Annotated in this window: 16 protein-coding genes; 3 read left to right on the forward strand and 13 right to left on the reverse strand. The window is 71.9% G+C overall.

Annotation, left to right across the window (positions count from 1 at the left end; all coding sequences use genetic code 11):
• Nucleotides 1-22 precede the first annotated feature (22 nt).
• From GTY58_RS16730 to GTY58_RS16770, 9 genes are all read right to left on the reverse strand, one after another.
• Nucleotides 23-868, reverse strand: coding sequence for a carbon-nitrogen hydrolase family protein (locus tag GTY58_RS16730; RefSeq protein WP_048894578.1), 846 nt, complete (start codon nt 866-868; stop codon nt 23-25).
• Between the two features lie 41 nt (nt 869-909).
• The gene (locus GTY58_RS16735; protein ID WP_037645006.1) at nt 910-1,230 is read right to left on the reverse strand and encodes an AzlD domain-containing protein; all 321 of its coding nucleotides are present in this window, start codon (nt 1,228-1,230) and stop codon (nt 910-912) included.
• Entirely contained in the window at nt 1,227-2,108 is an 882-nt protein-coding gene (locus GTY58_RS16740) for an AzlC family ABC transporter permease (protein ID WP_078234429.1), read from the reverse strand. Before GTY58_RS16740 ends, GTY58_RS16735 begins: the two co-directional genes overlap by 4 nt.
• Nucleotides 2,109-2,285: 177 nt before the next feature.
• Nucleotides 2,286-7,592 carry a non-ribosomal peptide synthetase gene (locus GTY58_RS16745; protein WP_010984627.1) on the reverse strand — a complete coding sequence of 1,769 codons (5,307 nt, stop codon included), beginning with the start codon at nt 7,590-7,592 and terminating at the stop codon, nt 2,286-2,288.
• 28 nt (nt 7,593-7,620) lie between these two features.
• Nucleotides 7,621-11,412: a non-ribosomal peptide synthetase gene (locus GTY58_RS16750; protein ID WP_010984628.1), complete on the reverse strand. Its 3,792-nt coding sequence runs from the start codon at nt 11,410-11,412 to the stop codon at nt 7,621-7,623.
• A gap of 34 nt (nt 11,413-11,446) precedes the next feature.
• Nucleotides 11,447-14,383 carry an amino acid adenylation domain-containing protein gene (locus GTY58_RS16755; RefSeq protein WP_010984629.1) on the reverse strand — a complete coding sequence of 979 codons (2,937 nt, stop codon included), beginning with the start codon at nt 14,381-14,383 and terminating at the stop codon, nt 11,447-11,449.
• 153 nt (nt 14,384-14,536) lie between these two features.
• A complete protein-coding gene (locus GTY58_RS16760) occupies nt 14,537-15,367 on the reverse strand; it encodes an SDR family oxidoreductase (RefSeq protein WP_010984630.1) in 831 nt (276 codons plus the stop codon).
• On the reverse strand, nt 15,364-16,077 hold the full coding sequence (locus GTY58_RS16765) for an alpha/beta fold hydrolase (protein WP_010984631.1): 714 nt from the start codon (nt 16,075-16,077) through the stop codon (nt 15,364-15,366). The genes GTY58_RS16760 and GTY58_RS16765 overlap by 4 nt, the downstream gene beginning before the upstream one ends.
• Before the next feature lie 102 nt (nt 16,078-16,179).
• Nucleotides 16,180-16,929 (reverse strand): alpha/beta fold hydrolase, encoded by a 750-nt coding sequence (locus tag GTY58_RS16770; protein WP_048894575.1) that lies wholly within the window; start codon nt 16,927-16,929, stop codon nt 16,180-16,182.
• A gap of 267 nt (nt 16,930-17,196) precedes the next feature.
• Between GTY58_RS16770 and GTY58_RS41635 the strand changes: the two genes are divergently transcribed.
• Nucleotides 17,197-18,264, forward strand: coding sequence for a LuxR C-terminal-related transcriptional regulator (locus tag GTY58_RS41635; protein ID WP_010984633.1), 1,068 nt, complete (start codon nt 17,197-17,199; stop codon nt 18,262-18,264).
• A gap of 686 nt (nt 18,265-18,950) precedes the next feature.
• On the opposite strand, the gene GTY58_RS16780 is transcribed toward GTY58_RS41635, so the two are convergent.
• On the reverse strand, nt 18,951-19,346 hold the full coding sequence (locus GTY58_RS16780; RefSeq protein WP_010984634.1) for an immunity 7 family protein: 396 nt from the start codon (nt 19,344-19,346) through the stop codon (nt 18,951-18,953).
• A gap of 134 nt (nt 19,347-19,480) precedes the next feature.
• On the opposite strand from GTY58_RS16780, the gene GTY58_RS16785 reads away from it, so the two are divergent.
• Nucleotides 19,481-19,756, forward strand: a complete 276-nt coding sequence (locus tag GTY58_RS16785) for a hypothetical protein (RefSeq protein ID WP_037645004.1) — start codon at nt 19,481-19,483, stop codon at nt 19,754-19,756.
• Between the two features lie 157 nt (nt 19,757-19,913).
• On the opposite strand, the gene GTY58_RS16790 is transcribed toward GTY58_RS16785, so the two are convergent.
• The 3 genes from GTY58_RS16790 to ychF all read right to left on the reverse strand — a co-directional run bounded on the left by GTY58_RS16790 (nt 19,914) and on the right by ychF (nt 21,735).
• Nucleotides 19,914-20,168, reverse strand: a complete 255-nt coding sequence (locus GTY58_RS16790) for a Txe/YoeB family addiction module toxin (RefSeq protein WP_010984635.1) — start codon at nt 20,166-20,168, stop codon at nt 19,914-19,916.
• Nucleotides 20,165-20,446: a type II toxin-antitoxin system prevent-host-death family antitoxin gene (locus GTY58_RS16795; RefSeq protein WP_010984636.1), complete on the reverse strand. Its 282-nt coding sequence runs from the start codon at nt 20,444-20,446 to the stop codon at nt 20,165-20,167. Before GTY58_RS16795 ends, GTY58_RS16790 begins: the two co-directional genes overlap by 4 nt.
• A 200-nt stretch (nt 20,447-20,646) precedes the next feature.
• On the reverse strand, nt 20,647-21,735 hold the full coding sequence (gene ychF / locus GTY58_RS16800; protein WP_010984637.1) for a redox-regulated ATPase YchF: 1,089 nt from the start codon (nt 21,733-21,735) through the stop codon (nt 20,647-20,649).
• Nucleotides 21,736-21,950: 215 nt separating this feature from the next.
• Between ychF and GTY58_RS16805 the strand changes: the two genes are divergently transcribed.
• Nucleotides 21,951-22,664: a DUF6542 domain-containing protein gene (locus GTY58_RS16805; protein WP_010984638.1), complete on the forward strand. Its 714-nt coding sequence runs from the start codon at nt 21,951-21,953 to the stop codon at nt 22,662-22,664.
• The last annotated feature ends 115 nt before the right edge of the window (nt 22,665-22,779 follow it).

Raw genomic sequence — 22,779 nt, forward strand, 5'->3', positions numbered from 1 at the left:
GAAGTCAGGTCACCCGTCGGCGTCACACGACACACGAACTCATCGCCGAGGGTGCCGCGGCGTCGTCCAGGTCCCGGAGCATGGTCAGACCACGGCGCGTAGCCACCAGCGCCGCGTCGTCGAGGTCGGCGACGACGAGCTCCGCCTCCCGGGCGCCCGCTTCCGCCAGGGTGCGGCCGTCCGGTCCGTAGACGGCGCTGCGGCCGCAGAAGTCCCACGGTCCCTGCGGCCCGACGAAGTTCGAGAACACCACGTAGAAGGTGTTCTCCAGGGCGCGGGCGGGGAAGTACACCGAACGGCGGTGGTCGGAGTCGCCCCGGACGAACGCCCCGCCGCACAGATAGGCATCGGCGCCGGAGCGCGCCGCGGCCCGGGCGTGCTCGGGGAAACTCGCGTCGTAGCAGGTGCCCAGGGCCAGCCGCCAGCCGTCCACGGTCAGGGTGCAGCACTGGGTGCCCGGCACGAACAGCTGTCGCTCGTGCTCCTCCAGCCGGCTCTTGCGGTAGTCGGCCAGGATCCCGCCGTCTCCGCCGACGGCGATCGCCGAGATCGCCGACTTCGTACCCGCGGAGGTCGGCGCGCCCACGACGGCGGTCACGCCGGTCGCGCGGCACGCCTCGCGGACCGCGGTCAGTTCGGGGCCGTCCGGGGTCAGGGCTCCGGCGGGCAGGTGGGACGTGAGCCAGCCGGGCTCGTATCCGGTGAGGGAGAGCTCGGGGAACTGGACGACCCGGACGCCGGCGTCCGCCGCGCGGGCTATGGTCGCCGCCGCCTCGGTCGCGTTGTGCACGGTGTCACCCGGGCGGGCGACGGTCTGCGCGACCGCCACCCTCAGGGGAGCGCGCAAGGTCGTTTCGGTGGTGAACATGTCCGACTCCATGATGATCGTGGTCGTTGCGGAGGGCTCGGTCAGCCGAGCAGCCAGCGGCTCAGGTAGAAGGCGGCGATGCCGATCGCGGTCACCAGCAGGAACTTCTTCGAGTAGAGACCGGCGACAAAGGTCACGCCACCACCGATGAGATACGGATTCGACGCACTCAGTTGCATGCCGTGTCCGCCGGGCATCAGCATCTCCGGGACGACCAGGGCGGCCAGCACCGCCGGCGGGGTGTAGCTCAGCAGGGACTTGGCCACCGCGGGCATCTCCCGGTCGGCGAGGAGGACCAGGGGCAGATAGCGCGGCAGGAAGCTGCACAGGCCCATGCCCAGAATCAACAGCGCCATCGTCATGCCACGTTCTCCTCGTTCACCTTGTCCGCCTTCGCCGTCTTGTCCTCGGTCGGCGGCTTGCCGTCGTTCGCCGTGTTGTCCTCGCTCGTCGGGTCGCCCTCGTCCGGCGAACTCTCCTCGGACGTCTCGGTGGCGGAGTTCTCCGGGGTCCGGCGCTTCTCCAGGTACTCGCATACGGTGCCCACCGTGGCTCCGACGACGGTGGCGAGCACCACGCCGAGGTTGTACGGCAGGCCGTGGCCGAGCACGACCGTCAGACCGGCGGTCACGATGGCCGCGCCCACCCGCCAGTTGGCCAGCGACCCGGCCAGCATGGCGACGAACATGGCGGTCATCGGGAAGTCGAGACCGAGGTCCGCCAGGTCCGGCACGGCACTGCCCAGCGCCATGCCCACCAGGGTGCACAGCATCCAGGTGACGTACATGACCCCGGACGCGCCGAGGAAGAACAGGTGCTTGCGCTCGGTGAGCTCGCCCTTCTTGAGGCGCTCGATGGCGACGAAGAAGACGGCGTCGATCAGCCCGAAGCCGAGCAGCACCCGCCAGCGCTGCGGGACCTCCCGCACATGCGGGACCAGGATGGCCGAGTAGATCAGCATCCTGAGCCCGAGGATCAGGGTCGTCAGCAGGATGGTCAGCGCGCCCGAGTGGCCCGCGATCAGGGCGAACCCGATGAACTGGGCGGTGCCCGAGTTGACGGCCATCGCCAGCCCCAGCGTGGCCCAGCCGGACAGCCCGTTGGCGGGCCCCAGGATGCCTCCGGCCAAGCCCATGGGGATGGCCGACGCGAGGAACGGCAGCATGCTCATCGCCCCGGCGCGCAGCGTGGATCCGGGACCGGGACGCACCGCTTCTCCCGGGGCCTGCGGATTACTCATGTGACATCGCACCTCGTTCGTGCCTGGGGGGAAAGCCGGCGGGCGGCCGCCGGTGGGGCCGGCCGTGGAGCCGGCGGGAGGCCGGTGGGGCCGGCCGTGGAGCCGGCGGGAGGCCGGTGGGGCCGGCCGTGGAGCCGGCGGGCCGGGTGAGTGTGCACCCGGCCCGCCGGCAGCGGGTCACCCGCGTCCGGAGGCCGCCTGCCAGCGGCTCAGGACCAGGTCGGCGACCGCGGGAGCCGCGGTGCGGCAGAAGTAGTGGCCGCCGTCGGTGAGTTCGACCAGCCGGGGCTGATCGGCGAAGAGCGACCACGCGGTGTAGCGCTCGGCGTGCCCGGGGGTGAGCGGGTCGTCCGCCGTGAAGACCGTGGTCAGCGGTGCGGACAGCCGCGCCTTCGGGCCGTGCTCGTCGGCCGCGAGCAGGTAGCCGTTGGCGGAGCCGGCGTCGTGGCGGAACACCCCGGCCACGAACGCGGCGTGCTCGGGTCGCAGACTGTCGAACCCGGTGAAACCGGTCTCGTCGACGAGCCAGCGCACGATGTCCTCGTCGGCCATCGCCGCCGCCTGCTCGATGCCCTGCCGCGTGGTCGCGGCGTCGTGCAGCAGCTTGCCGCCGACGAAGACCTCCGCCGGAGTCGTGCCCTCGGCTTCCAGCAGCCGCGCCGTCTCCACCGCGAGAGCGGAACCGACGCAGTGGCCCCAGAGCATCAGCGGCCGGTCGCCCGCCTTGTCGCGGATCTCCTCCACCACGCGCCGGGCGGTGTCCTCCAGCGACGAGAACGCCTCGTCCGGACGGCCCGCGTCGTGCCCGGGCAGCTCCACGCCGTACACGGCCACCGCGCCGCCCGCGGCGTCCAGCGCCTGTGCCAGCGGCTCGAAGTTGATCGCGTTGCCACCCGCGTACGGGAAGCAGATCAGCGCGCATTCGGCGGCGCCGCGTTCGGCGGACAGCGACAGCAGCAGCTCCTGCGGGCCCTGTTCGGCCTCGGTCGCCGCCGCGAGGTTGGCGCGGGCGGCCTCGCCCAGCGCCGCCAGGGTGGAGTTGCGCATCAGGTCGGTGAGCGAGACCAGCCCGTCGAGTTCCATGACCACGCGCATCGCGGCGAGCGAGGCACCGCCGAGCAGGAAGAAGTTGTCGTCGAGGGAGATCTCCTCCAGCGGTGTGTCCAGGACCGTGGCCCACACCCGCGCGATACGCCGGTCCACCTCGTCGAGGGGCCGCCGGTCGGCCGGCTGCTCCGGCACCGAGGCGGTCTCGGCCGCGTCGGCCGGGCCGGCGCGGAAGGTGTGCCGCGCCCGCTCCTCTCCCAGCAGACGCAGACCGTCGCGGTCGCGGCGCCCGTACAGGCCGGTCTCGACCGGGTCCCGCCCGTCGGCGAGCAGAACGACCCGGCCGACGGTGGCGAAGGGCACCGCGAGACCGTGCTCGTCGACCACGCGGGCCCGGACAGCGGCACCGGGCTGCGGGAGGAAGGCCGCCAGCTCCGTGGGGAGGGCGTCGGCCCGCTCGGCCCGCTCCAGCTCGGCCAGCTCGTCTTCGGCCAGCAGGTTCGCCAGGTGGTGCGGGGCGCCCGGATCAGCCGTCATCTGCTCGAAGGCGGCGGCGTAGCAGGCACCCATCCGGGCGATCTGCCACGGCTCGAAGAGATGGGCGTGGTAGTGCAGGCTCAGGCGGACCTCGTCGGTGACGAAGTGCCGGGAGAACTCCGCTCGCAGCACGAACTCGGTCTCGGAGTTGGCCCGCACGTCCAGCAGGGAGAAGCCGTCCTGCGCCTCCAGCTGCTTGAGCAGGTAGAAGTGCGTGAAGTTGAAGGCGGTTTCGAAGAGCTCCTTCTGGGTGCCGAGGTCCCGCTTCATCTGCGCCATGGGGTAGCGGCGGGCGGGCAGCAGGTCGGTCTCGGAGCGGTAGACCTGCCGGACCAGCTCCTCCCAGGTCCCCTCGGCGGCGTCCACCCGGAAGGGAACGGTGTTGAGGAAGAGCCCGATGGCACGGGTGGCGTCCTCCGCCTCGGGACGGCCGCTGTGCTCGTAGCCGACCATCACGTCGGGTTCGCCCGAGACGAGCGAGAGCACCTTCGCGTGCGCGGCCATCAGCACGTTCTTGACCGGCACGGACAGCTGGTTGGCGAGCGCCACGATGCGGTCGGAGAGCCCCCGGGCGAACTCCACCTCGTGGAACACCACGGGGAGGACGTCCGCCTCGGCCTCCTGGCGGGTCCGCGGCAGCGCCGTGAAGGTGCTGTCCTCCAGCAGGTCCGCCCAGAAGGCGCGGTGCTCGTCGTCGGCCAGCGAGCGGCGCTCCAGCGCGACGTAGGTGCGGGCGTGGTTGTCCACGGTGGCATCCGGCAGTTCCCGGCCGTCGCGCAGCCGGTGGAACAGGTCGAACAGCGTGGTGTGCACCAGGGTGATGCTCCAGCCGTCCAGCGCGGAGTTGTGCTGGCTCAGGCTGTAGCGGAACAGGTCGTCCGACAGGACGTGCACGTGCAGCCGTACCAGCCCCGGCTCCGTCCAGACGAACTGGTGCGCCTTCTCCCGCACGGCCCAGTCGCGGTACCACTCCTCCTGTTCGGTCTCGCTCATCCCGCGCAGGTCGGCGATGTACAGCGGCAGCGGAGCGTCCTCGTGCACCAGCTGGAGGTACTCGCTGTAGCCGGTCAGGTGGTAGCTGGTCCGGAAGATCGGGTTGCGGCGGACCAGGATGCGTACCGCTTCCTCGAAGCACGTGGCGTCGAAGGAGCTCTGGATCATGTAGCTGAGGATGTCGTGATACTCGGCGGTGCCGTGCGACAGCTCGCTCTGGAAGACCAGGCCGGCCTGGAGCTGCGTCATCGGGTACGCGTCCTCGACGCCGGCGGGGATCAGCGCGCGGTCCTCGGGCTCCAGCAGCTCGAACGGGCTGAGCGCGGCGGGCTGTTCACCCGGCCCGGACCGGGCGAGGCTGCGCGCCAGCTGCGCCACCGTGGGGTTCTGGAAGAACTGCTGGAACGTGAAGTCCAGCCCGCCCGCGCGGGCTTTCGCCAGGACGGTGACGAAGTGGATCGAGTTGCCGCCGAGGGCGAAGAAGTTGTCGTTCACTCCCACGCGCTCATGGCCGAGCACCTCGCCCCAGATGCGGGCCAGCTCGGCCTCCTGCGGCGTGCCGGGGGCCACGTAGGCGGCGCTTTCGGACTCGGCCGGACCGGGCTCGGGAAGGGCACGCCGGTCCAGCTTGCCGTTCGGGGAGAGCGGGAAGGTGTCGAGGGCGACGAGACGCGCCGGGACCATGTAGTCGGGCAGTGTCACACCGAGGTGCCGCTTGAGGTCCTCTTCGGTGAGGGCGTCCGCCGACTGGACGTAGCCGCACAGGTGGGTCTGACCGTCCTCGGCCTTGCGGGCGAGCACCACGGCGTCCTTGACCTGGGGGTGGCGGCGCAGCGACTCCTCGATCTCGCCGAGCTCGATGCGGTAGCCGCGCACCTTGACCTGGTGGTCGATACGGCCCAGGTAGTCGATGCTGCCGTCGGGCAGCCACCGGGCCAGGTCGCCCGTGCGGTAGACGCGCTCCTCACCGGCGGCCGGGGCGGCGACGAACCGCTCGGCGGTCAGTTCCGGCCGGCCGAGGTAGCCGCGGGCCAGACCGACACCGGCGATGCACAGTTCGCCGGGCACACCGACCGGCTGGGGCCGCAGTCCGGAGTCGAGGACGAGGATGCGGGTGTTGTCGATCGGGCGGCCGATCGGGACCCGGTCCACGTCGTCGGGCCCGCACGCGTGGTGGGTCACGTCGACGGTGGCCTCGGTGGGGCCGTACAGGTTGATCAGCCGGGCGGCCGGGCCCGTGGTGGCGGCGGCGACCTCGGCGAAGCGCCGGACGTGGTGCGGCGTGAGCGCCTCACCGCTGGCGAAGACCTGGCGCAGCGACACCAGCCCGGCCTGTACGCCCGCTCCCACGACGAAGTCGAGGAAGGCGCCCAGCATGGACGGCACGAAGTGCATGGTGGTCACGCCGTACCGCTCGATGGCGGTGACCAGCGCCTCCGGGTCGCGTTCCGCGCCGGGGTCGGGCAGGCACACCGCGGCGCCCTCGAACATCCACCAGAACAGCTCCCAGACGGACACGTCGAAGGAGGTGGGCGTCTTCTGCATGATCACGTCGGCGGACGTGACGGGGTAGGCGCGCTGCATCCAGTTGATGCGGTTGACCACCGAGCGGTGCTCGATCTGGACGCCCTTGGGATTGCCGGTCGAGCCCGAGGTGTAGATGACGTACGCCAGGTCGCGGGCGTCGCCGATGACCTCCGGCGCCGTGCTGTCCTTTGCGTACGCGGACTCGTCGGTCAGGTCGAGTACCTCGCGGCCCTCGTGGACCAGGTCGCGGTGGCGGGGCGTGCTGAGGACGAGACGAGCGGCGCTGTCGTCCAGGACGTAGCGGATGCGCTCGACGGGGTAGCCGGGGTCCACCGGCAGATAGGCGGCGCCGGCCTTGAGGACGGCGTAGACGGCGACGAGCAGCTGCGGCGAGCGGTCGGCCAGCACCGCGACGAGGTCGTCGCGGCCCACGCCCCGCTCGCGCAGCGTCCGCGCCAGCCGGTTGGCACGGGCGTCGAGTTCGGCGTAGGTGAGCCGGAAGCCGTCGCCGACCACGGCGGTGGCGTCCGGGGTCAGCCGCGCCTGCCGGGTGAACAGCTCGTCGAGGCGCACGGTGTCCTCGAACGCGGCGTCGGTGCCGTTGGCCCGCGCGAGCACGGCCCGGTCGGCGTCCGCTCGCAGGTCGAGCGCGGCCAGCGGGTCGTCCGGGGCGGCGATGGCTCCGGCCAGCAGCACCGCGCAGTGCGCGAGCAGCCGCCCGGCGGTGTCGGCGCTGTGCTGCCCGGCACGGTGGCGCAGCTCCAGGCGCAGGCCTTCGCCGTCGCGGACGAGGGCGAACACCACCGCGAACCGCGGCCGGGCGGCCGGTGCCTCGTGCTCCTCGCGTACGACGTCGACCAGGACGTCCGCGAAGGGGTGTGTGTCGTGGTCGGCGGCGGCGCCGAACTCCCCGGCGAGGATCTCGACCGGGAAGTCCTGGTGCTCCAGTGCGGCGACCAGCCGGGGCTTGGCGTCGGCGAGGACCGCGCGGAACGTCGACTCGGGCGTGAACGGCAGGCGCAGCACCAGCCCGTCGGCGAGAGCGGGGGCCGCCGCGTCCGCGGACGTGGCGGGGATGGCGACGACGGCCTCCTCACCGCCGGTGTAGCGCTGGAGCAGGGTGCCGACGGCGGCGACGAGCACGGTGTGCAGCGCCATCGGCCGGCCACGGGTCAGCGTGTCCAGTCCGGCGGTCAGTTCGGCGCCGAGGGGCAGCACGGTCGTCGTGTGCGGGCCCGTCCCGGCGAGACGGCCCGGGGCATCGGACGGGAAGCCGGTGCGCTCGGGCAGGGCGGCGAGTGCCGCGCGCCAGAACGCTCCCTCGCGGGGACGTTGCGCCGCGGCAACCTTGAGCCGGCCGAGAGTTTCCAGGGATTGCACGGTACCTTCCAGAAACGAGAGTGCTGGGTCAGAAGTCGAAGTCGAAGTCCGGCACGGCCTGCGTGGTGGCTGCCACCACGTTCATGCTGTGCAGGGCCGTGTCGGGTGCGGTGACGGCCGCGTCGAACAGGGCGAGCAGTTCGTCGCGGAACAGTTCGACGGTCCCCGGCAGGAACAGGTGGGTGCTGTAGGCCCAGTGGGCCGTGAAGCCCTCCGGGGCGTCGTCGATCTGCAGGTTGAGGTCGAAGAGAGTGCGTCCGGTGGCTTCCGGTGTCCAGCGCGGGCGGCCGCCGAGGAAGTCGACCTGGTGCAGTCCGGTGTCCTGGACCGCGAAGAGCGTGTCGAACATGGGGTGCCGGCTGTAGTCCCGCTCCCCCGCGGCGGCCACCAGTTCCCCGAACGGGAAGTCCTGGTGATCGGCGGCCGCCATCGCGTGGTCGGCCACCGCACGCAGGTGGGCGCGGAACGAAAGCTCCGGTCGCGGGTTGAGCCGAAGGCACAGGGTGTTGACGAACATGCCCTGGGTGCGCTCCACGCCGGGCAGGTGGCGCCCGGACACGGGCGTGCCCACGGTGACGTCGTCGCTGCCGCTCATCCGCCCCAGGAACGCCGTGTATCCGGCGAGCAGGACGTGGAAGGGGGTCACCCCCTCCGCGCGCGCCAGCTCACGGATCGCGTGGCTGAGTTCCGCGGCGAGCGGGAACGACAGGTGGGCCCCTTCGGTCCGGCGCACCGGGGGCCGGGGCAGGTCGGTGGGCAGGTCCAGCGGCCGTACCGGCGTGGCATAGGTACGGCGCCAGAACTCCCCCTGGGCCAGGGCGTGTTCCCGTCCCGCGGGCCCCGCGGCCCAGCGGGCGTAGTCGGCGTAGCCGACCTCGGGCCGCGCGGGCTCGGCGCCGCCCAGCTGTCGCGCCCACTCGGTGGCCAGCAGGGTGAGGGAGCAGCCGTCGGTGATCAGGTGGTGGATGTCCATGACGAGCCGGGCCCGGCCCGGCCGGCGCAGCAGCGCCACGCGCCACAGCGGTGCCCGGTGCGGGTCGAAGGCCCTGACCCACCGGGCCGTCCACGCGTCGGGGTCGGCGTCGTCCGGCAGGTCCACCTCCTCGAGTGCCACCGGGAGTTCCGCGTGCACCCGCTGGTGGGGACGGCCGTCCGCGTCCAGGGTGATGTCGGTGCGCAGCACGTCGTGCCGGGCCACGAGAGCGGCCAGGGTGGTGCGCAGGCGCTCGGCCGACGGGACCTCGGGCAGGTCCACGACGAGCGGCAGGTTGTACTCGGTCCCGGTGGGGTCCTTGACCTGCTCGACGTAGATCCCGTGCTGCTGCGGTGACAACGGGGCCGGCCCCTGGGGGCCGTCCGGGTGGGCGTCCGGTGACAGCGGGCCGTGGCCGGAGGGCTCGGCCCCGCGCAGCCGCTCGGCGAGCGCGGCCACCGTCGGGGCGGTCAGCACCAGCGAGACGGGGCAGGCCAGGTGCAGGGTGCGGCGGATCCGGGCGGACAGCCGCGTGGCGGTCAGCGAGCCGGCGCCGTAGGCGCTCAGCAGGTCGTCGACGCCGAGGCCGGCGATGCCGAGGGTGTCCTCCCACAGGTCGATCAGCGCCCGCTCCAGTTCGTCGCGCGGCGGGCGGCCGCCGGGCGCCGTACCGGTCGCGACGGCGGGCTCGGGCAGCGCGGCGCGGTCCACCTTGCCGTTGACGGTGAGCGGCAGCGCGGGCAGCACGATCAGGTGAGCGGGAACCATGTGCGGCGGCAGGGACTCGGCGGCGGCCGAGCGCAGCCGGTCGGTGTCCAGGTCCGGGTCTCCCACGACGTAACCGCACAGATAGCTGTCGGAGGAGCCGGGCAGGCGCCGGGCCAGTACGACGGCGGCCCGCACGCCGGGCAGCGCGGACAGGGTGGTCTCGATCTCGCCCGGCTCCACCCGGAAGCCGCGCACCTTGACCTGGTGGTCGGTCCGGCCGACGAAGTCGACCGCGCCGTCCGGCAGCAGCCGCACCCGGTCCCCCGTGCGGTACAGCTTCTGGCCGGGTGCGAACGGATGCGGTACGAAGGCACGTTCCGTGAGGTCGGGGCGGCCGTGGTAGCCGACGGCCAGGCCGTCGCCGCCCACATGGAGTTCGCCGGGGACGCCGGTGGGCAGCGGCAGTCCGTCCTGGTTGAGGACGTACGCGGTCGCGTTGGGCACCGGGCGGCCGATCGGCACCCGGGCGCCGACGGGTTCGCCGACGATCTGGCAGGTGGAGATCACGGCGTTCTCGGTCGGCCCGTAGGCATTGACCAGCCGCAGGCCGGGGTTGGCGGCCAGCACCTCGCGGGCGTGCCGGGCGGAGAGCACGTCGCCGCCCACCAGCAGGTCGCGCAGCGGACGGAACAGGGTCACGTCCTCGTCGGCGAGCCGGCTGAACAGCGCGGAGGTGAACAGGGCGGTGGTGATGCGCTGTTCGCGCAGGGCCCGGCCGAGTTCCTCGGTGTCGAGCAGGGTCTCGCGGTCCAGGATGCACAGGGTGCCGCCGCCGAGCAGCGCGCCCCACATCTCCCACACGGAGGCGTCGAAACCGGTCGTGCCGACCTGCGCCATCCTGGTCGTCGGGTCCAGGCGTACATAGCCGATCCCGCTGACCAGACGCGTGATGCCCCGATGCGGGACCAGCACGCCCTTGGGCTTGCCGGTCGTACCGGAGGTGTACATCAGGTAGGCCGCGTCACCGGCGTCCCGCGGCGGGGCGTCCGGCGCGCACGGGGGCGTGCCGGGGGTCCGTCGCCAGTCCCAGGTGTCGAGGGCGAGGACCGTGAGGTCATCTGCCGACCGGTCGTGGACGGCCTTGAGTTGCCCGGCCAGGTCGCTGACGGTCAGCACCCGGCGGGCACCGCTGTCCGCCAGGAGATACGCCACCCGGTCGGCGGGGTAGTCGGGGTCGACCGGCAGGTAGACGCCGCCGGCCTTGAGGACCGCGAGCGCGGCGACCACCAGGGTGGGCTCGCGCCGCAGGAGCAGGGCGACCGGTTCGCCCGGCGGCAGCCCCTCCGCGCGCAGGCGGGCCGCGAGCAGCTCCGACCTGTGGTCGAGTTCGGCGTAGCTCAGGACGGTGTCGCCGTGGACCACGGCCGGGTGTCCGGGTGCGGTGCGGGCCCGCTCGGCGAACAGCTCCTCGACGCGGCTGTCCCGCGGGTAGGGGACCGTCGTCCGGTTGAAGTCCACCAGCAGTCGGGTGCGTTCGGCGGGGGTCAGCGGGTCCAGTTCCCGCACCGGCAGCGTCGGATCGTCCGCGAGGGCGGTCAGCGCGCCGCGCAGGTGGACGGCGTGCCGGGCCACCGCGTCCGCGCGGTGCGCGGCAGGGTCGTGCCGCAGCCTCAGGCAGCCACCGCCGGCGGACTCGTCCAGTTCCGCCACGAGCGCGCCGGCGCGCCCGGGCCCGGACGGACCGGCGTCCGTGTGCCGGACCATCCAAGGTGTGGCGGCGGCGGGCTCGCCGGGCGACGGCGAGCGCAGCGCCCGCGCGGCGGCTTCCTCCAGCGCCCCGAGCGATGCGGTCGGCTCGACCCGGAGCCGTACCGTCGCGGGTCGCGCCGCCGCGTCGGCGAAGCCGAAGTCGAGGTCGACCCGGCCGGTGTGGTGGTGGAGGAGCGCCGCCCAGGCCGCGAGCACCCGGGCGGGCGTCGTCCGGGTGGCGAGCACGGAGACGGCACCCGGCTCCGCCCCGGCCATCTTCTCCGCCGGCTCCTCCGGGGCGTACGCGCCGCTCGCGGCCGGATCGGCCGGTGTGGGCAGCCACGCCATCGGCTCGCCGCCCGGTACGGGGGTGTCCACGGGTGCGCTCACGCGGTCACCTCGCGGGTGGGGAAGCAACACTGACTCACGCCTGGTCTCCCGGTGCGAGGACCGCGGCGAGGCGGTTGACGGTCGGGTTCAGGTACAGCTCCCGCATCGGCATCGGGGGCAGGTTCCGCTCGTTCATCGCGGCCGCGAGGCGCACCGCGTACAGGGAGTTGCCGCCCAGCTCGAAGAAGTTGTCGTCCGGGCCGACCGGCACGCCGAGGACGTCCTGCCAGACCTCGACGAGCGCGGCGGCCAGTCCCGTGCCCGAGGCCTCGGTGGAGTCGGGCGACGGCTGTGCGGACGGGGCGGCCACCGCCGCGGGCGCACCGGCCGCGGGAGCGGGCAGCCGACGGGCGTCCAGCTTCCCGTTCGCGGTCAGCGGCAGCGCGGGCAGAGCTGTGACGGTGGCCGGCAGCATGTACTCGGGCAGCACCTTGGCCGCCCGCCGGCGCACCGCGGCGGTGTCGCCGCCGGCGAGGACCACGTAGGCGTCCAGGCGCGCCGCGGCCGCGTCCCCGGCATCGGCGCTGCCGAGGACCACGGCGGCCGCGGTCACCGTGGGGTCGTCCAGCAGGACGTTGCGGATCTCGTCCAGCTCGATCCGGAAGCCGCGCAGCTTGACCTGGGTGTCCAGTCGGCCCAGGTGCTCCAGCCGGCCGTCCGGCCGCAGCCGGCCCTTGTCTCCGCTGCGGTACATCCGGCCGCCGGTGAACGGATCCGTGACGAAGCGCTCGGCGGTCAGCTCGGGACGGCCGAGGTACTCCAGCGCCACGCCCTCGCCACCGACGTAGATCTCACCGGGGACGTTGAGGGGGACGGGTCGCTGCCGTTCGTCGAGCACGTAGAGGTACCAGCCCGGCAGCGCCGGGCCCACGGAACGGGAGCCGGACAGGGCCTCCTTGCGGCCGACCGTCTGGGCGGTGACGTGGACGGTGGTCTCGGTGATGCCGAACATGTTCACCAGGCGGCAGCGGCGCTCCGGGTAACGGTCGAACCAGTCGCGCAGACCACGTGCGTCCAGCGGCTCGCCGCCGAACACCACCAGGCGCACCGCAAGGTCCGGTTCGTGCTGCCGGTCCGCCTCCACCAGCTGGGCGAACGCCGAGGGTGTCTGGTTGAGCACCGTGACCCGCTCGTCCCGCAGCAACGCGCGGAAATCCTGCGGGGAGCGGGAGACCCAGTACGGCACGACGACGAGCCGGGCACCGGTGAGCAGCGGGCCCCAGATCTCCCAGACCGAGAAGTCGAAGGCGGCGGAGTGGAACAGCGTCCAGGTGTCGTCCGGGCAGAGGCCGAAGTCCTCCCGGGTGGCACCGAGCAGGGCGACCACGTTGCGGTGCGGGACGACGACGCCCTTGGGGCGGCCGGTCGAGCCGGACGTGTAGATGACGTACGCGGCCTGCTCGTTGCCCCGTCCGGGTGCGGGCGCGGCCATGGCGGTGCCCGCTGCCAGCTCCTCCGGATGGATCGTGCGGGCCTGTCCGGCGGGGAAGTCCTCCAGCGCGGTGACGACGAGGCGCAGCCCCGCGTCCTCGGCGGTGTAGGCGAGCCGGTCGGCCGGGTAGGCCGGGTCCATCGGCACGTAGACGGCGTCGGCCTTGAGCACGGCCAGCATCGTGACGACCAGGTCCAGGGAGCGGTCCAGGCAGACGCCGACCCGTTCACCGGGCCGGACACCGAGGTTGTGCAGCGCTCCCGCGAAGCGGTCGGCCCGGTTGTTCAGCTCCGCGTACGTCAGCGAGTGGTCCTCGCAGCTGAGGGCGATCGCCTCGGGGCGCTCGGCGGCGCGGTGCGCGAAGACCTCGTCGATGCGCTGCGGCTGCCACTCGAGCGGTCGCGCCGGGCGGCCGAGGGCCACCAGGGCGTCCCGGTCCTCGTCGCCCAGCAGGTCGATGTCCTCGGGGGCCGTCTCCTGCGCGTCGGCGGACAGTTGCTCCAGGCTCCGCGCCAGGTGCCGGGCGAACTGCCGGGCCGCCGCCTCGTCGACGTCGGCGAGACGGTGGTGGATCTCCAGCTCCGGCTCCCCGTCCGTACGGCGGCGCACCATCACGGTGAGGGGGAAGGGGGCCGTCTGGCACGGCAGATAGGTCTCGGTGGGGCCGTCCGCCGGGTGCGCGACCGGATCGAGCACGCCCGCCAGCACGCGGCCGCCCGACTCGGCCACCAGGTCCGCGTAGGTCTGCCGGTCGCACCACGTGGCTGTCAGCGTGTGCGCGGCCTCGCGCAGCAGCTCGGCGGTGGAGCGCGCGCCGGAGAGGTCCAGGGCCAGGAGGGTGCCCGCGTCGGGCCCGAGGGCGTCGGCCGGGCGGCCCGGGTGGCCGGTCAGGGCGCCGACGACAGGGGTGTCCTGGTTCTCGTACCGCCCGAGAACCAGTCCCGTGGCGACCGCGAGCGCGCCCCCCGACGTGTCGGCGGCCGTGTCCCGCAGGGCCTGCCGCACCACGCCGGTGCGGTCCCCGGCGGAACTGTCGCCCGCCGCCCATTCGACCCGGCCGGCGAACTCCGCCACGCTCCACGCCTTGCGCAGCTCCGCGTCGGCAGGCGCGAGCCGCGCGCTCGCCGGCGGGGCGTGCCGCTCGGCCGGCGCGCGATCGAGCAGTACGTCGGCCACGTGCCGCAGCGAGGCCGCGTCCAGGAAGCCGCGGTGGGCGACCAGGATCAGGTCGGCCCGGCCGTCCGCGTAGGCGAGGAGCACCACGCGCAGCGGCGCCTGGCCGGTGCCCAGCGGGCGGTGCAGCTCGGCCCGCAGGCGACGGTCCGCGATGGTGGAGCCGGCGGCCGCGGGGACGGGTTCGCTCCACAGCGTCGGACGTGCGGTGGCCTCGGGCCACCACGGGGCGACCGCGGTGTCGAGCAGGTGGGAAAGGCGGACGGTGTCGGCGCCTTCGGGCAGCCGGACCCGCCAGGCATGGGTGTGGCCCGACGGTGGGCAGTCGGCCGGGATCAGGTGGGCGTGGAGGGGGGAAGGCGGCATGGCGGGTCTCCGGGACGGTGATCAATGGCATGGGCCGGCCGCCACGGGCATCGGTACGTACGGCCCGGCCCGAGTGGAGCGGGCGGCGGGGCGTCGGGCCCGTGGCGGACGGCGGGGCGGCCTGGGTCGGCGGCGGGATCCGCCGGACGGGCCCTAACGGGCGGTGAAGCCGCCGTCCACCGCGAGGACGCTGCCGGTGACCTGGCGGGACTCGTCGGAGGCCAGCCACACGGCTGCCGACGCGATGTCCTCGGGCTCGATCAGGGAGTTCATCGGCTGGGCCTGCACGAAGGTCTCCTCGTGCTCGGCCACCGGCACGTCCAGGCAACGCGCGATTTCGGACAGCATCCGGCCCTCGACCTGCGAGTCGTCCCGGACCGAGCCGGGGCAGAGGGCGTTCACCCGCACCTTGAGCGGTGCGTAGTCGAGCGCGACGGCCTTGGTCAGACCGACCAGGCCGTGCTTGGCGGCCACGTAGCCGGCGAAGTGGCGGTAGCCCACCAGGCCCGCGGTGGAGGCGATGTTGATGATGCTGCCCGAGCGCTGCTCGGCCATGTGACCGCCTACCGCGCGGATGGTCCGCCAGGCTCCGGAGAGGTCGACGTCGATCATCAGCTGCCACTCACGCTCGTCGATCTCATGGGCGGCCTTGCCCGAAGGGGCGGCGATCCCGGCGTTGTTGACGAGTACGTCGATCCGTCCGAACCGCTCGCGGGTGGTGGCCATCGCGGCCTCCACCGCGTCGAGGTCACGCACGTCGAGCCGGGCCGTCGAGGCGGCGACGCCTTGCTCGCGGCACAACTCGGCGGTGTGGGCCAGCTGGCTCTCGGAGCCCAGCGGGTAGGGGACGCCCGGCAGGTCCGCCGCCAGGTCGAGCAGCATCAGGTCGGCACCCTCGCGGGCGAACGCCACCGCGGTGGCGCGTCCCAGACCGCGGGCGGCGCCCGTGATGACAGCGGTCTTGCCGGACAGTCGCGGGGTCATCGGGCGTCCACCGGCCCGAGCTCGCCGGCGATGAGCCGCAGCAGTGCCTCGGCGCCGTCGGCCAGGTACATGTGTCCGCCGTCCAGCTCCGCCGTGCGGAAGTCGGCCGTGGTCGCCTCGCGCCACTGGGCGATCTGCTCGGCGTCGACCAGTTCGTCCTCGCTGCCGCGCAGGGCCGTGACCGCCACGTCCAGGGGCTTGTCGGAGGTCGGGCGGTAGTTCTCGTGCATCTGGACGTCGGCCCGCAGCATGGGCAGCAGGAGCGCGCGCATCTCGGGGTGGGCGAGCGCGGGGTGGTCGTAGCCGGCGAACGCGCGGACCTGTGCCAGGAACGCCTCGTCGTCCAGACCGGTGGCCCGGTGCTCGCGACCGCTCCACGGGCCGGGCGAACCACTGACGAACAGCCGGCTCGGCGGCACCGACTGGGATACGCGGAGCTTGTGCGTCAGCTCGTAGGCCAGCACGGCGCCCAGGCTGTGCCCGAAGACGGCTATGTCTTCGGCGTCGGCCAGCTGGTCGAGCACAGTGGTGTGGATCTCCTCCACGGCCCTGGCGACCTCGGTATGCGGAGCCTCGATGAAGCGTTCCTCACGACCGGGGAGCTGCACGGGGACGATCCGGAGCCCTTCCGGAGCAAGTGATTGCCATTCCTTGAAGAGCGACGCACCGGAACCTGCGAAAGGCAGACATATGAGATGAGTCCTGGGCATGACTGCATTCCCCCTATACGGACGGTTGAGAAGTGAACAGAAAGCGGAGCGAAGCCGCGGGAAATGGACGGGCGCACGTCATGCCGCCCCGTCCGTCGGACGTCAGGGGGCAGCCGTGGCCACCCTCGCGGAGGCCGCGACGGCCTCGGCCACAACCTCGCGGTTCGCATCGTCGAGGAGATAGAAGTGACCGCCGGGGAGAACGCGGGAATCCACCGCGGTGTCCGCCCGCTCGGCCCAGGCGCCCAGCCGCTCCGCGGGGACGAGGAGGTCCTGCTCGCCTCCGAGCACGGTGAGCGGATGCGCCACCCTCATCTGCGCGTTGCGCAGCGCCAGCTGTCCCCCGAGGGTGAGGTCGGCTCGCAGGAGTCGCAGCGTATGGTCACGCCACGCCGGATCGTTCAGCATGTCGGCCGGAGTCCCGCCGCCCCGCTGGAGCACGCGGGTCAGCGCGTCCTCGTCCCACTCCCTCGGCCGCTCGATCTGCGATCCGCAAGGCAGTTGGGCGCTGATGACCAGCGCCGAGCAGCTGCCCGGATCCGTCACGGACAGGGCGAAGGCGATGGATCCGCCGAGACTGTGCCCGAACAGCACGGTGGGAAGGGAAGGCAGCGCGGCCAGTTCACGGGCGATGCCTCCGAGGAGGTCGTCCGGCGAGATCTCGGGCGCTTCGACGAACCGCCGCTCCCGCCCGGGAAGCGTCACTCCAACGACCTCGAACGGTGCGGGAATGTGCTTCACCAGCGGCAGCAGGGCATTGGGGCCGGCACCGGAATGCGGGATGACCACGATCCGCGCCTCGGGGCGCGGAGTCGGCCGCCGCAAGGGGCTGAGCCAGGCTTCGTACGACACTCGACGGCTACCGCCGAACCCGGTGACACGCCATGTGCGATCGCACAGCCTGTCCGAGCACAGCCTGTCCGAGCCGATTGGCACCGAAACAGGCCCGAGAACAAGTGACAAGAATCACGGAACCACATTCCATGCTGAGAAAACTGAGCCGTTGTGAGGCGTGATCAAGCTATCCGGAACATGAACGGGCCGCCAAGATCGTCAAGGTGCCGTTTCCTCGTCGGCGCGAATACGACAGGTACATAAAGGGGACTATGCTCGTTGTATGTGACAGCAATACACAGCGACCCGGCCATCGCCTTGCGGGATCCGGACCCGACCATCGTCTTGCGGGATCTGGAGAAGCGGATTTACGCCCGCGCCTGCGAAGCGGGGCTCGTCACCACCGGTGACGTCGAAGCGGGTACGGGGGCGCCGCAGAGCGAGATCCGCGCGGCCATCCAGAACCTGCGCACCCTTCACCTGGTGCGCGAAACGGAGGACGGGGACGGCCGGTTCGTCGCCGTGTCACCGGAGAGCGCGAAGCTCCAACGTCTTGCGCCGCTGCTCGGCGAACTACGGCGCCTTCAGGCACGGACCGAGACGATGCGCACCGCGTACGACGGCTTCGTCCACGTCTACGAGACGGCCGCGGCCGAACGATCGCGGCGAGCGGGCATCGAGGTCCTTCCGAACCGCGGCGACGTCCGGCGCACCATCAACGGCCTGGCGGCCTCGTCGACCACCGAGGTGCTCACGTCCCACCCGGGCGGTCCACGGCCGCAGGAAGTGCTCCACGAATCGGTCGCCAGGTCGCGTGACCTGCTGGAGCGGGGCGTCGCCATCCGGACTCTCTACCAGCACAGCGCCCACTTCGACGTCGGCACGACCGCCTACGTCGAGCACTTCACCGCCCTGGGCACCCAGTTCCGCACCCTGGCCGACGGGTTCCCGCAGCTGATGATCTTCGATCGGCGCTATGTGCTCGTACCGCTGCGCGACCCGTCCGAGGGCGCGACGCTGGTCAGCGACCCCAGCATCGTCGACTTCGCCACAGCCGCGTTCGAACGCGCCTGGGTTGCCGCCACCCCCTTCCGCATCGCCTACGACCAGCGGAAGGTCCGAGAAACCTCTGAGGACGTCCGGCACAGCATCATGCGTCTCCTGGTCACCGGCGAGGAGGACCGGCGCATCGCCGCGCGCCTCGGGCTGTCCCTGCGCAGTTGCCAGCGCCACGTCGCACAGATCATGAAGCGAATCGGCGCCCGAAACCGGCTCCACGCCGGTTACCTCATCTCCCAGCACGACCTTCTCAACCGGCCGCTCCCCGACTCCCCTCAGGAACTCGCCTCCTGACCCCACACCACGTCGACGGCCCCCGCCGTCCGGCCAACGGGCCACGCCCGTTCGACCGCGGGGCGCTCGACACCTGCGGAGGCCACCGAGGCCGACGGCCGCCCCCCTGGAGCGGGAACTGACGGCCCTCGAACACCACCCCGCCGGCCTGCCGGCGTTCGGGGGTCTCGACCTGCCCGTCACCCTGCGCTGCTGGTCCTGGGCGTGTACGAGGCGCCCCTGACCCCGACCTCGTGACGACGCGGGCGGCCTTGGGGTCTGTCGCGAAAGCAAACCTTGGCCGTAGAGGGCCATGTCCTGCGACGCGTGGGTGATCTGACGAGCAGCCAGTGGGCCGGGCTGAAGCGGTTGTTGGTGAAGAGCATCAGGCCGGGCCGTCCGCCGGTGCGACGGGTCGGCAGCCGACAGACGGCAAACGGTGGCGGGCCCGGACCGGTGCTCCCTGACGTGACATGCCCGGGCGGTAAGGCCCGTGGGACCGGCCGGGACTACGCCCTGTAGTGACGGCCCATCAGGAAACCCAGCATCAGACGCTGAACCGAAATCCTTAGGACAGAGCTGCCGCCTGCGGAAACGTAGTTCTGGAGGGGGTCGTCCCAGCACGATCCCAGCACGGGCGCTCCATCCCCGCCACACAGCTCGGATGCCGGTCGCCCCTTGTACGGCAGCGGCGATCCAGCACTCGGTCAGTCCTCGATGAGCGGCCGTACCGGCGACAGAAACGGATCGAGCCGCTCCGTCACCTCACCACGTGCCAGCACCCGCACCCTGAAGGCGCCCGGCCCCGGCGGTGAGGGAAGGTCGTCCGAGCGCTCGTACAGGAGACCCCACCCGCCGGGGAAGCGCCGTGCGATGAAGGCGACCAGGGCGTCGAGCTCCTCCGCCTCGTCGCGCCGCCGGTTGACCAGCCTGTCGGCGCGTACGAACCACTCCCCGTTGTGAGCGCGCAGCACCGCCTCGCCCGTCGACCAGTCGAGCGCCTCGACCCGTTCGCGCAGCTCGGCGATGCCCTGCTCCAGGGTGCCGGTGTCGGCCTCCTCCGGCGACTCCGCGATGCCGAACCAACCGTGGAACTCGTACATGGTCCTCTTTCGGTGCGTCTTCGGAAGGCACTGCCCATCCGCATGCCCTCGGGTTTCGTCTGGGCCACGTACTCGTCGCTGATCGCGTCGTCGGCGTCGACCGGGTGCCAGGTGACCCGGACACGGCTTTCGGGGTGGGCGTCGAGATACGTACGGATCTCGGCCTCGATGCCGGTGACCGTGGCGGCCAGGGTCGAGGCGAGTACGCGTGGCTGCTCGTGGTCCTCGTGGTGCTCGCCGGGGTAGTGCGGTGGTGGGTGCGCCACCGGACGGAGGAGCGCCGGGAACGGGAGCGCGAGCGGGAGTACACCCGGAGGGTCGAGGCAGCCGTGGCCGGTACGGAGTCCCGCCACCGTGCGGAGATTGTGGCCGCCTGCGATCGTGTCCGAATCGAACAGGTCTTCCGCTGAGGGCTGTCGGATGTTCCGCAGTGGATCATCCAGCGGCGTCGGATACGCGCCGCGCCGCAGGACGGAGGCACGTCCGCGTACTTGGGGTGTACGGACCGGTGAAGACGCCGCGAGGCGGTCACCCCAGTCGCATGCCCTTCGTCCTGCCACTCCACGGTCAGTAGTGGTAGCGAGCGGCAAGGATGACGACCTCTTTGTCGGTGACTAGGTAGACGAGACGGTGCTCGTCATCGATCCGCCTCGACCACACCCCAGGCAAGTGGTACTTGAGCGGCTCGGGCTTGCCGATCCCCGTGAAGGGATCGCGTTTGACGTCCTCGATGAGCCTGTTGATCCGAGCGAGCATCTTGCGGTCGTTCTTGAGCCAGGACGTGTAGTCCTCCCAGCCCTGATCCTCGAAGACAAGCCTCACGCAGCGCCCTCAGCAGGATCCGTCGCATCCGGATCGATCAGCTCGCGCTCCGAGACGTTGATGTTGCCCAGGGCGTTCTCGTACGCCTTGAGCAGTCGCCGTGCGTTCACAGGGGAGCGCAGCAGGTACGAGCCCTCGCGCAGTGCCGCGTAGTCCTCGGCCGAGACGAGCACGGCGTTGCCATGCTTGGAGACGATCTCGATGGCCTCGTGATCGTCGTTGACCTTCTTGATCAGCGGAAAGAGAGCCTTGCGGGCTTCGCTCGCAGTTATCGACATGGATCGACTCCCCGTATCAGATGGTACCGAATAACGTACCACTCGCGAACATCTCAAGCGAAGGCAAAAAAAGTGACGCTCCGTCAGAAAACCCAGCACCATCCCAGCACGGGAGACAGCAAAGGGCCGGCCCCCGGAAGAGCCGACCCCATCTGACCTGTACGTTTACAAGGCAAGCAGCGTGGTGCTAATTCCGCACGTCAGACGTTGAAGCGGAATTCGACCACGTCGCCGTCCTGCATCACGTAGTCCTTGCCCTCCATGCGTGCCTTGCCCTTGGCGCGGGCCTCGGCGACCGAGCCCGTCTCGACCAGGTCCTCGAAGGAGATGACCTCCGCCTTGATGAAGCCCTTCTGGAAGTCGGTGTGGATGACACCGGCGGCCTCGGGGGCGGTGGCGCCCTTCTTGATGGTCCAGGCGCGGGACTCCTTGGGGCCGGCCGTCAGGTACGTCTGGAGGCCGAGGGTGTTGAAGCCGACGCGGGCCAGGGTCGCCATGCCGGGCTCCTCGACGCCGACCGACTCCAGGAGCTCCATCGCTTCCTCCTCGTCGAGCTCGGCGAGGTCCGCCTCCAGCTTGGCGTTGAGGAAGATCGCCTCGGCGGGGGCGACCAGGGCGCGCTGCTCGGCCTTGAAGTCGTCGTCGACCAGCTCGTCCTCGTCGACGTTGAAGACGTACAGGAACGGCTTGGTGGTGAGCAGGTGCAGGTCGTGCAGCAGCTCCTCGTTGCCGGAGCCCTGGACGATGCCCGCGGAGAAGAGGGTCTCGCCCTTCTCCAGGATCGCCTGGGCCGCCTCGACCGCCGCGACCTTCGGGCCGATGTCCTTCTTGATGCGCGACTCCCGCTGCAGGCGCGGCAGGACCTTCTCGATCGTCTGGAGGTCCGCGAGGATCAGCTCGGTGTTGATCGTCTCGATGTCGTCCTTGGGCGAGACCTTGCCGTCGACGTGCACGACGTTCTCGTCGTGGAAGGCGCGGATCACCTGGCAGATCGCGTCGGACTCGCGGATGTTCGCGAGGAACTTGTTGCCCAGGCCCTCGCCCTCGCTGGCGCCGCGCACGATGCCCGCGATGTCCACGAAGTCGACGGTCGCCGGAAGGATCTTCTGCGAACCGAAGATCTCGGCCAGCTTGGCCAGCCGGGCGTCGGGGACACCGACCACGCCCACGTTGGGCTCGATCGTGGCGAACGGGTAGTTGGCCGCGAGCACGTCGTTCTTGGTCAGGGCGTTGAACATGGTCGACTTGCCGACATTGGGCAGACCGACGATTCCGATCGTGAGCGACACGTTGCGACTTCCCGTACGTGAGGATGGTGAGGACGGTGCGGACCGGGCTGCGTGCGCCTGGTCCTTCATGGCTGACATGGCTGATGCGCGGGCCGATCCACCAGTCTACGGCGTGCGCCGCCCCACACCGGCGATGTATCGAACGCTTGGCCAAGCTCTCGCCTACGGCGTGTCTCAGGGGTCATTCGACACATAAAACGACCTAAGTTGGTCCAGTGGAGCAACACAGGACGCGTCCCCCTCAGCACGGACCGCGACGCGGTACGCCCCTGCCCCCGCAGGCCGGGCGGGGCGGAGCCGGCGCCGGACGGCCCGGCAGGCCCGACGAACGGCCTGGCGGGCGGCCCGACGGGAACGGTGAGGCCGCCGACGGCCGGCCGACGCGCGGGCGCGGTCCGGGCGGCGGCGCCGTCGCCGGCGCGGGTCGCCGTCCGCCTGCTCCGGGTCGGTCCGTTCCGCCGGGTCGGTCCGTTCCGCCACGCCGGTCCGTTCCGCCGCGCCGGTCTGCTTCGCCGCTGGTCCAGGCGGTACGGCGGATGCCGAACCCGCGGCTCACAGGGCTCGGCGGGGGGTTGTTCTGCGGGGCGGTGATGTTCGCCCTGGCGTGTGTCGACCAACTGCTGTTCGGGGCGTCGCTCGCGGTGTACGGGGTGCTGTTCCTGCCGGTGTGCGCGCTGACCGCGTGGTGGGTGCGGCGGGGCGACCTGCTGACCGCGCCGGTGGTGGTGCCCCTCGCGTTCGCCTTCGGACTGCTGCCCCTCGCCGACAGCAGCGGGGGGTTCGGGGGGCGCCTGATGGGCCTGGTCACCGCGCTCGCCACGCAGGCGGGCTGGCTGTACGGCGGCACGCTGGTCGCGGGTGTCATCACGGCGGTGCGCAAGATCCGCCAGATGAGCCGCCGAGCCGCGCAGCGCCGCCGACCGGCCTGACCGGGCTGTGCCCCACCGGCCTGACCGGGCCAGGCCCACCGGCCTGACCGGACTGTGCCCACCTGCCCGTCCCGGCCGGTCGGCTGAGAGCTGCGCGCCCCGCGCCCGCCGTCGG

Origin of the sequence: Streptomyces sp. SID5469 (assembly GCF_009862865.1) — a bacterium.
Lineage (GTDB): Bacteria > Actinomycetota > Actinomycetes > Streptomycetales > Streptomycetaceae > Streptomyces > Streptomyces avermitilis.

Coding starts and splice junctions, on each gene's coding strand:
- GTY58_RS16795 (WP_010984636.1), bottom strand. CDS start 20,446: ATGTCGATAACTGCGAGCGAAGCCCGCAAGGCTCTCTTTCCGCTGATC.
- GTY58_RS16760 (WP_010984630.1), bottom strand. CDS start 15,367: ATGACCCCGCGACTGTCCGGCAAGACCGCTGTCATCACGGGCGCCGCC.
- GTY58_RS16730 (WP_048894578.1), bottom strand. CDS start 868: ATGTTCACCACCGAAACGACCTTGCGCGCTCCCCTGAGGGTGGCGGTC.
- GTY58_RS16735 (WP_037645006.1), bottom strand. CDS start 1,230: ATGACGATGGCGCTGTTGATTCTGGGCATGGGCCTGTGCAGCTTCCTG.
- GTY58_RS16765 (WP_010984631.1), bottom strand. CDS start 16,077: ATGCCCAGGACTCATCTCATATGTCTGCCTTTCGCAGGTTCCGGTGCG.
- GTY58_RS16755 (WP_010984629.1), bottom strand. CDS start 14,383: ATGCCGCCTTCCCCCCTCCACGCCCACCTGATCCCGGCCGACTGCCCA.
- GTY58_RS16780 (WP_010984634.1), bottom strand. CDS start 19,346: ATGTACGAGTTCCACGGTTGGTTCGGCATCGCGGAGTCGCCGGAGGAG.
- GTY58_RS16740 (WP_078234429.1), bottom strand. CDS start 2,108: ATGAGTAATCCGCAGGCCCCGGGAGAAGCGGTGCGTCCCGGTCCCGGA.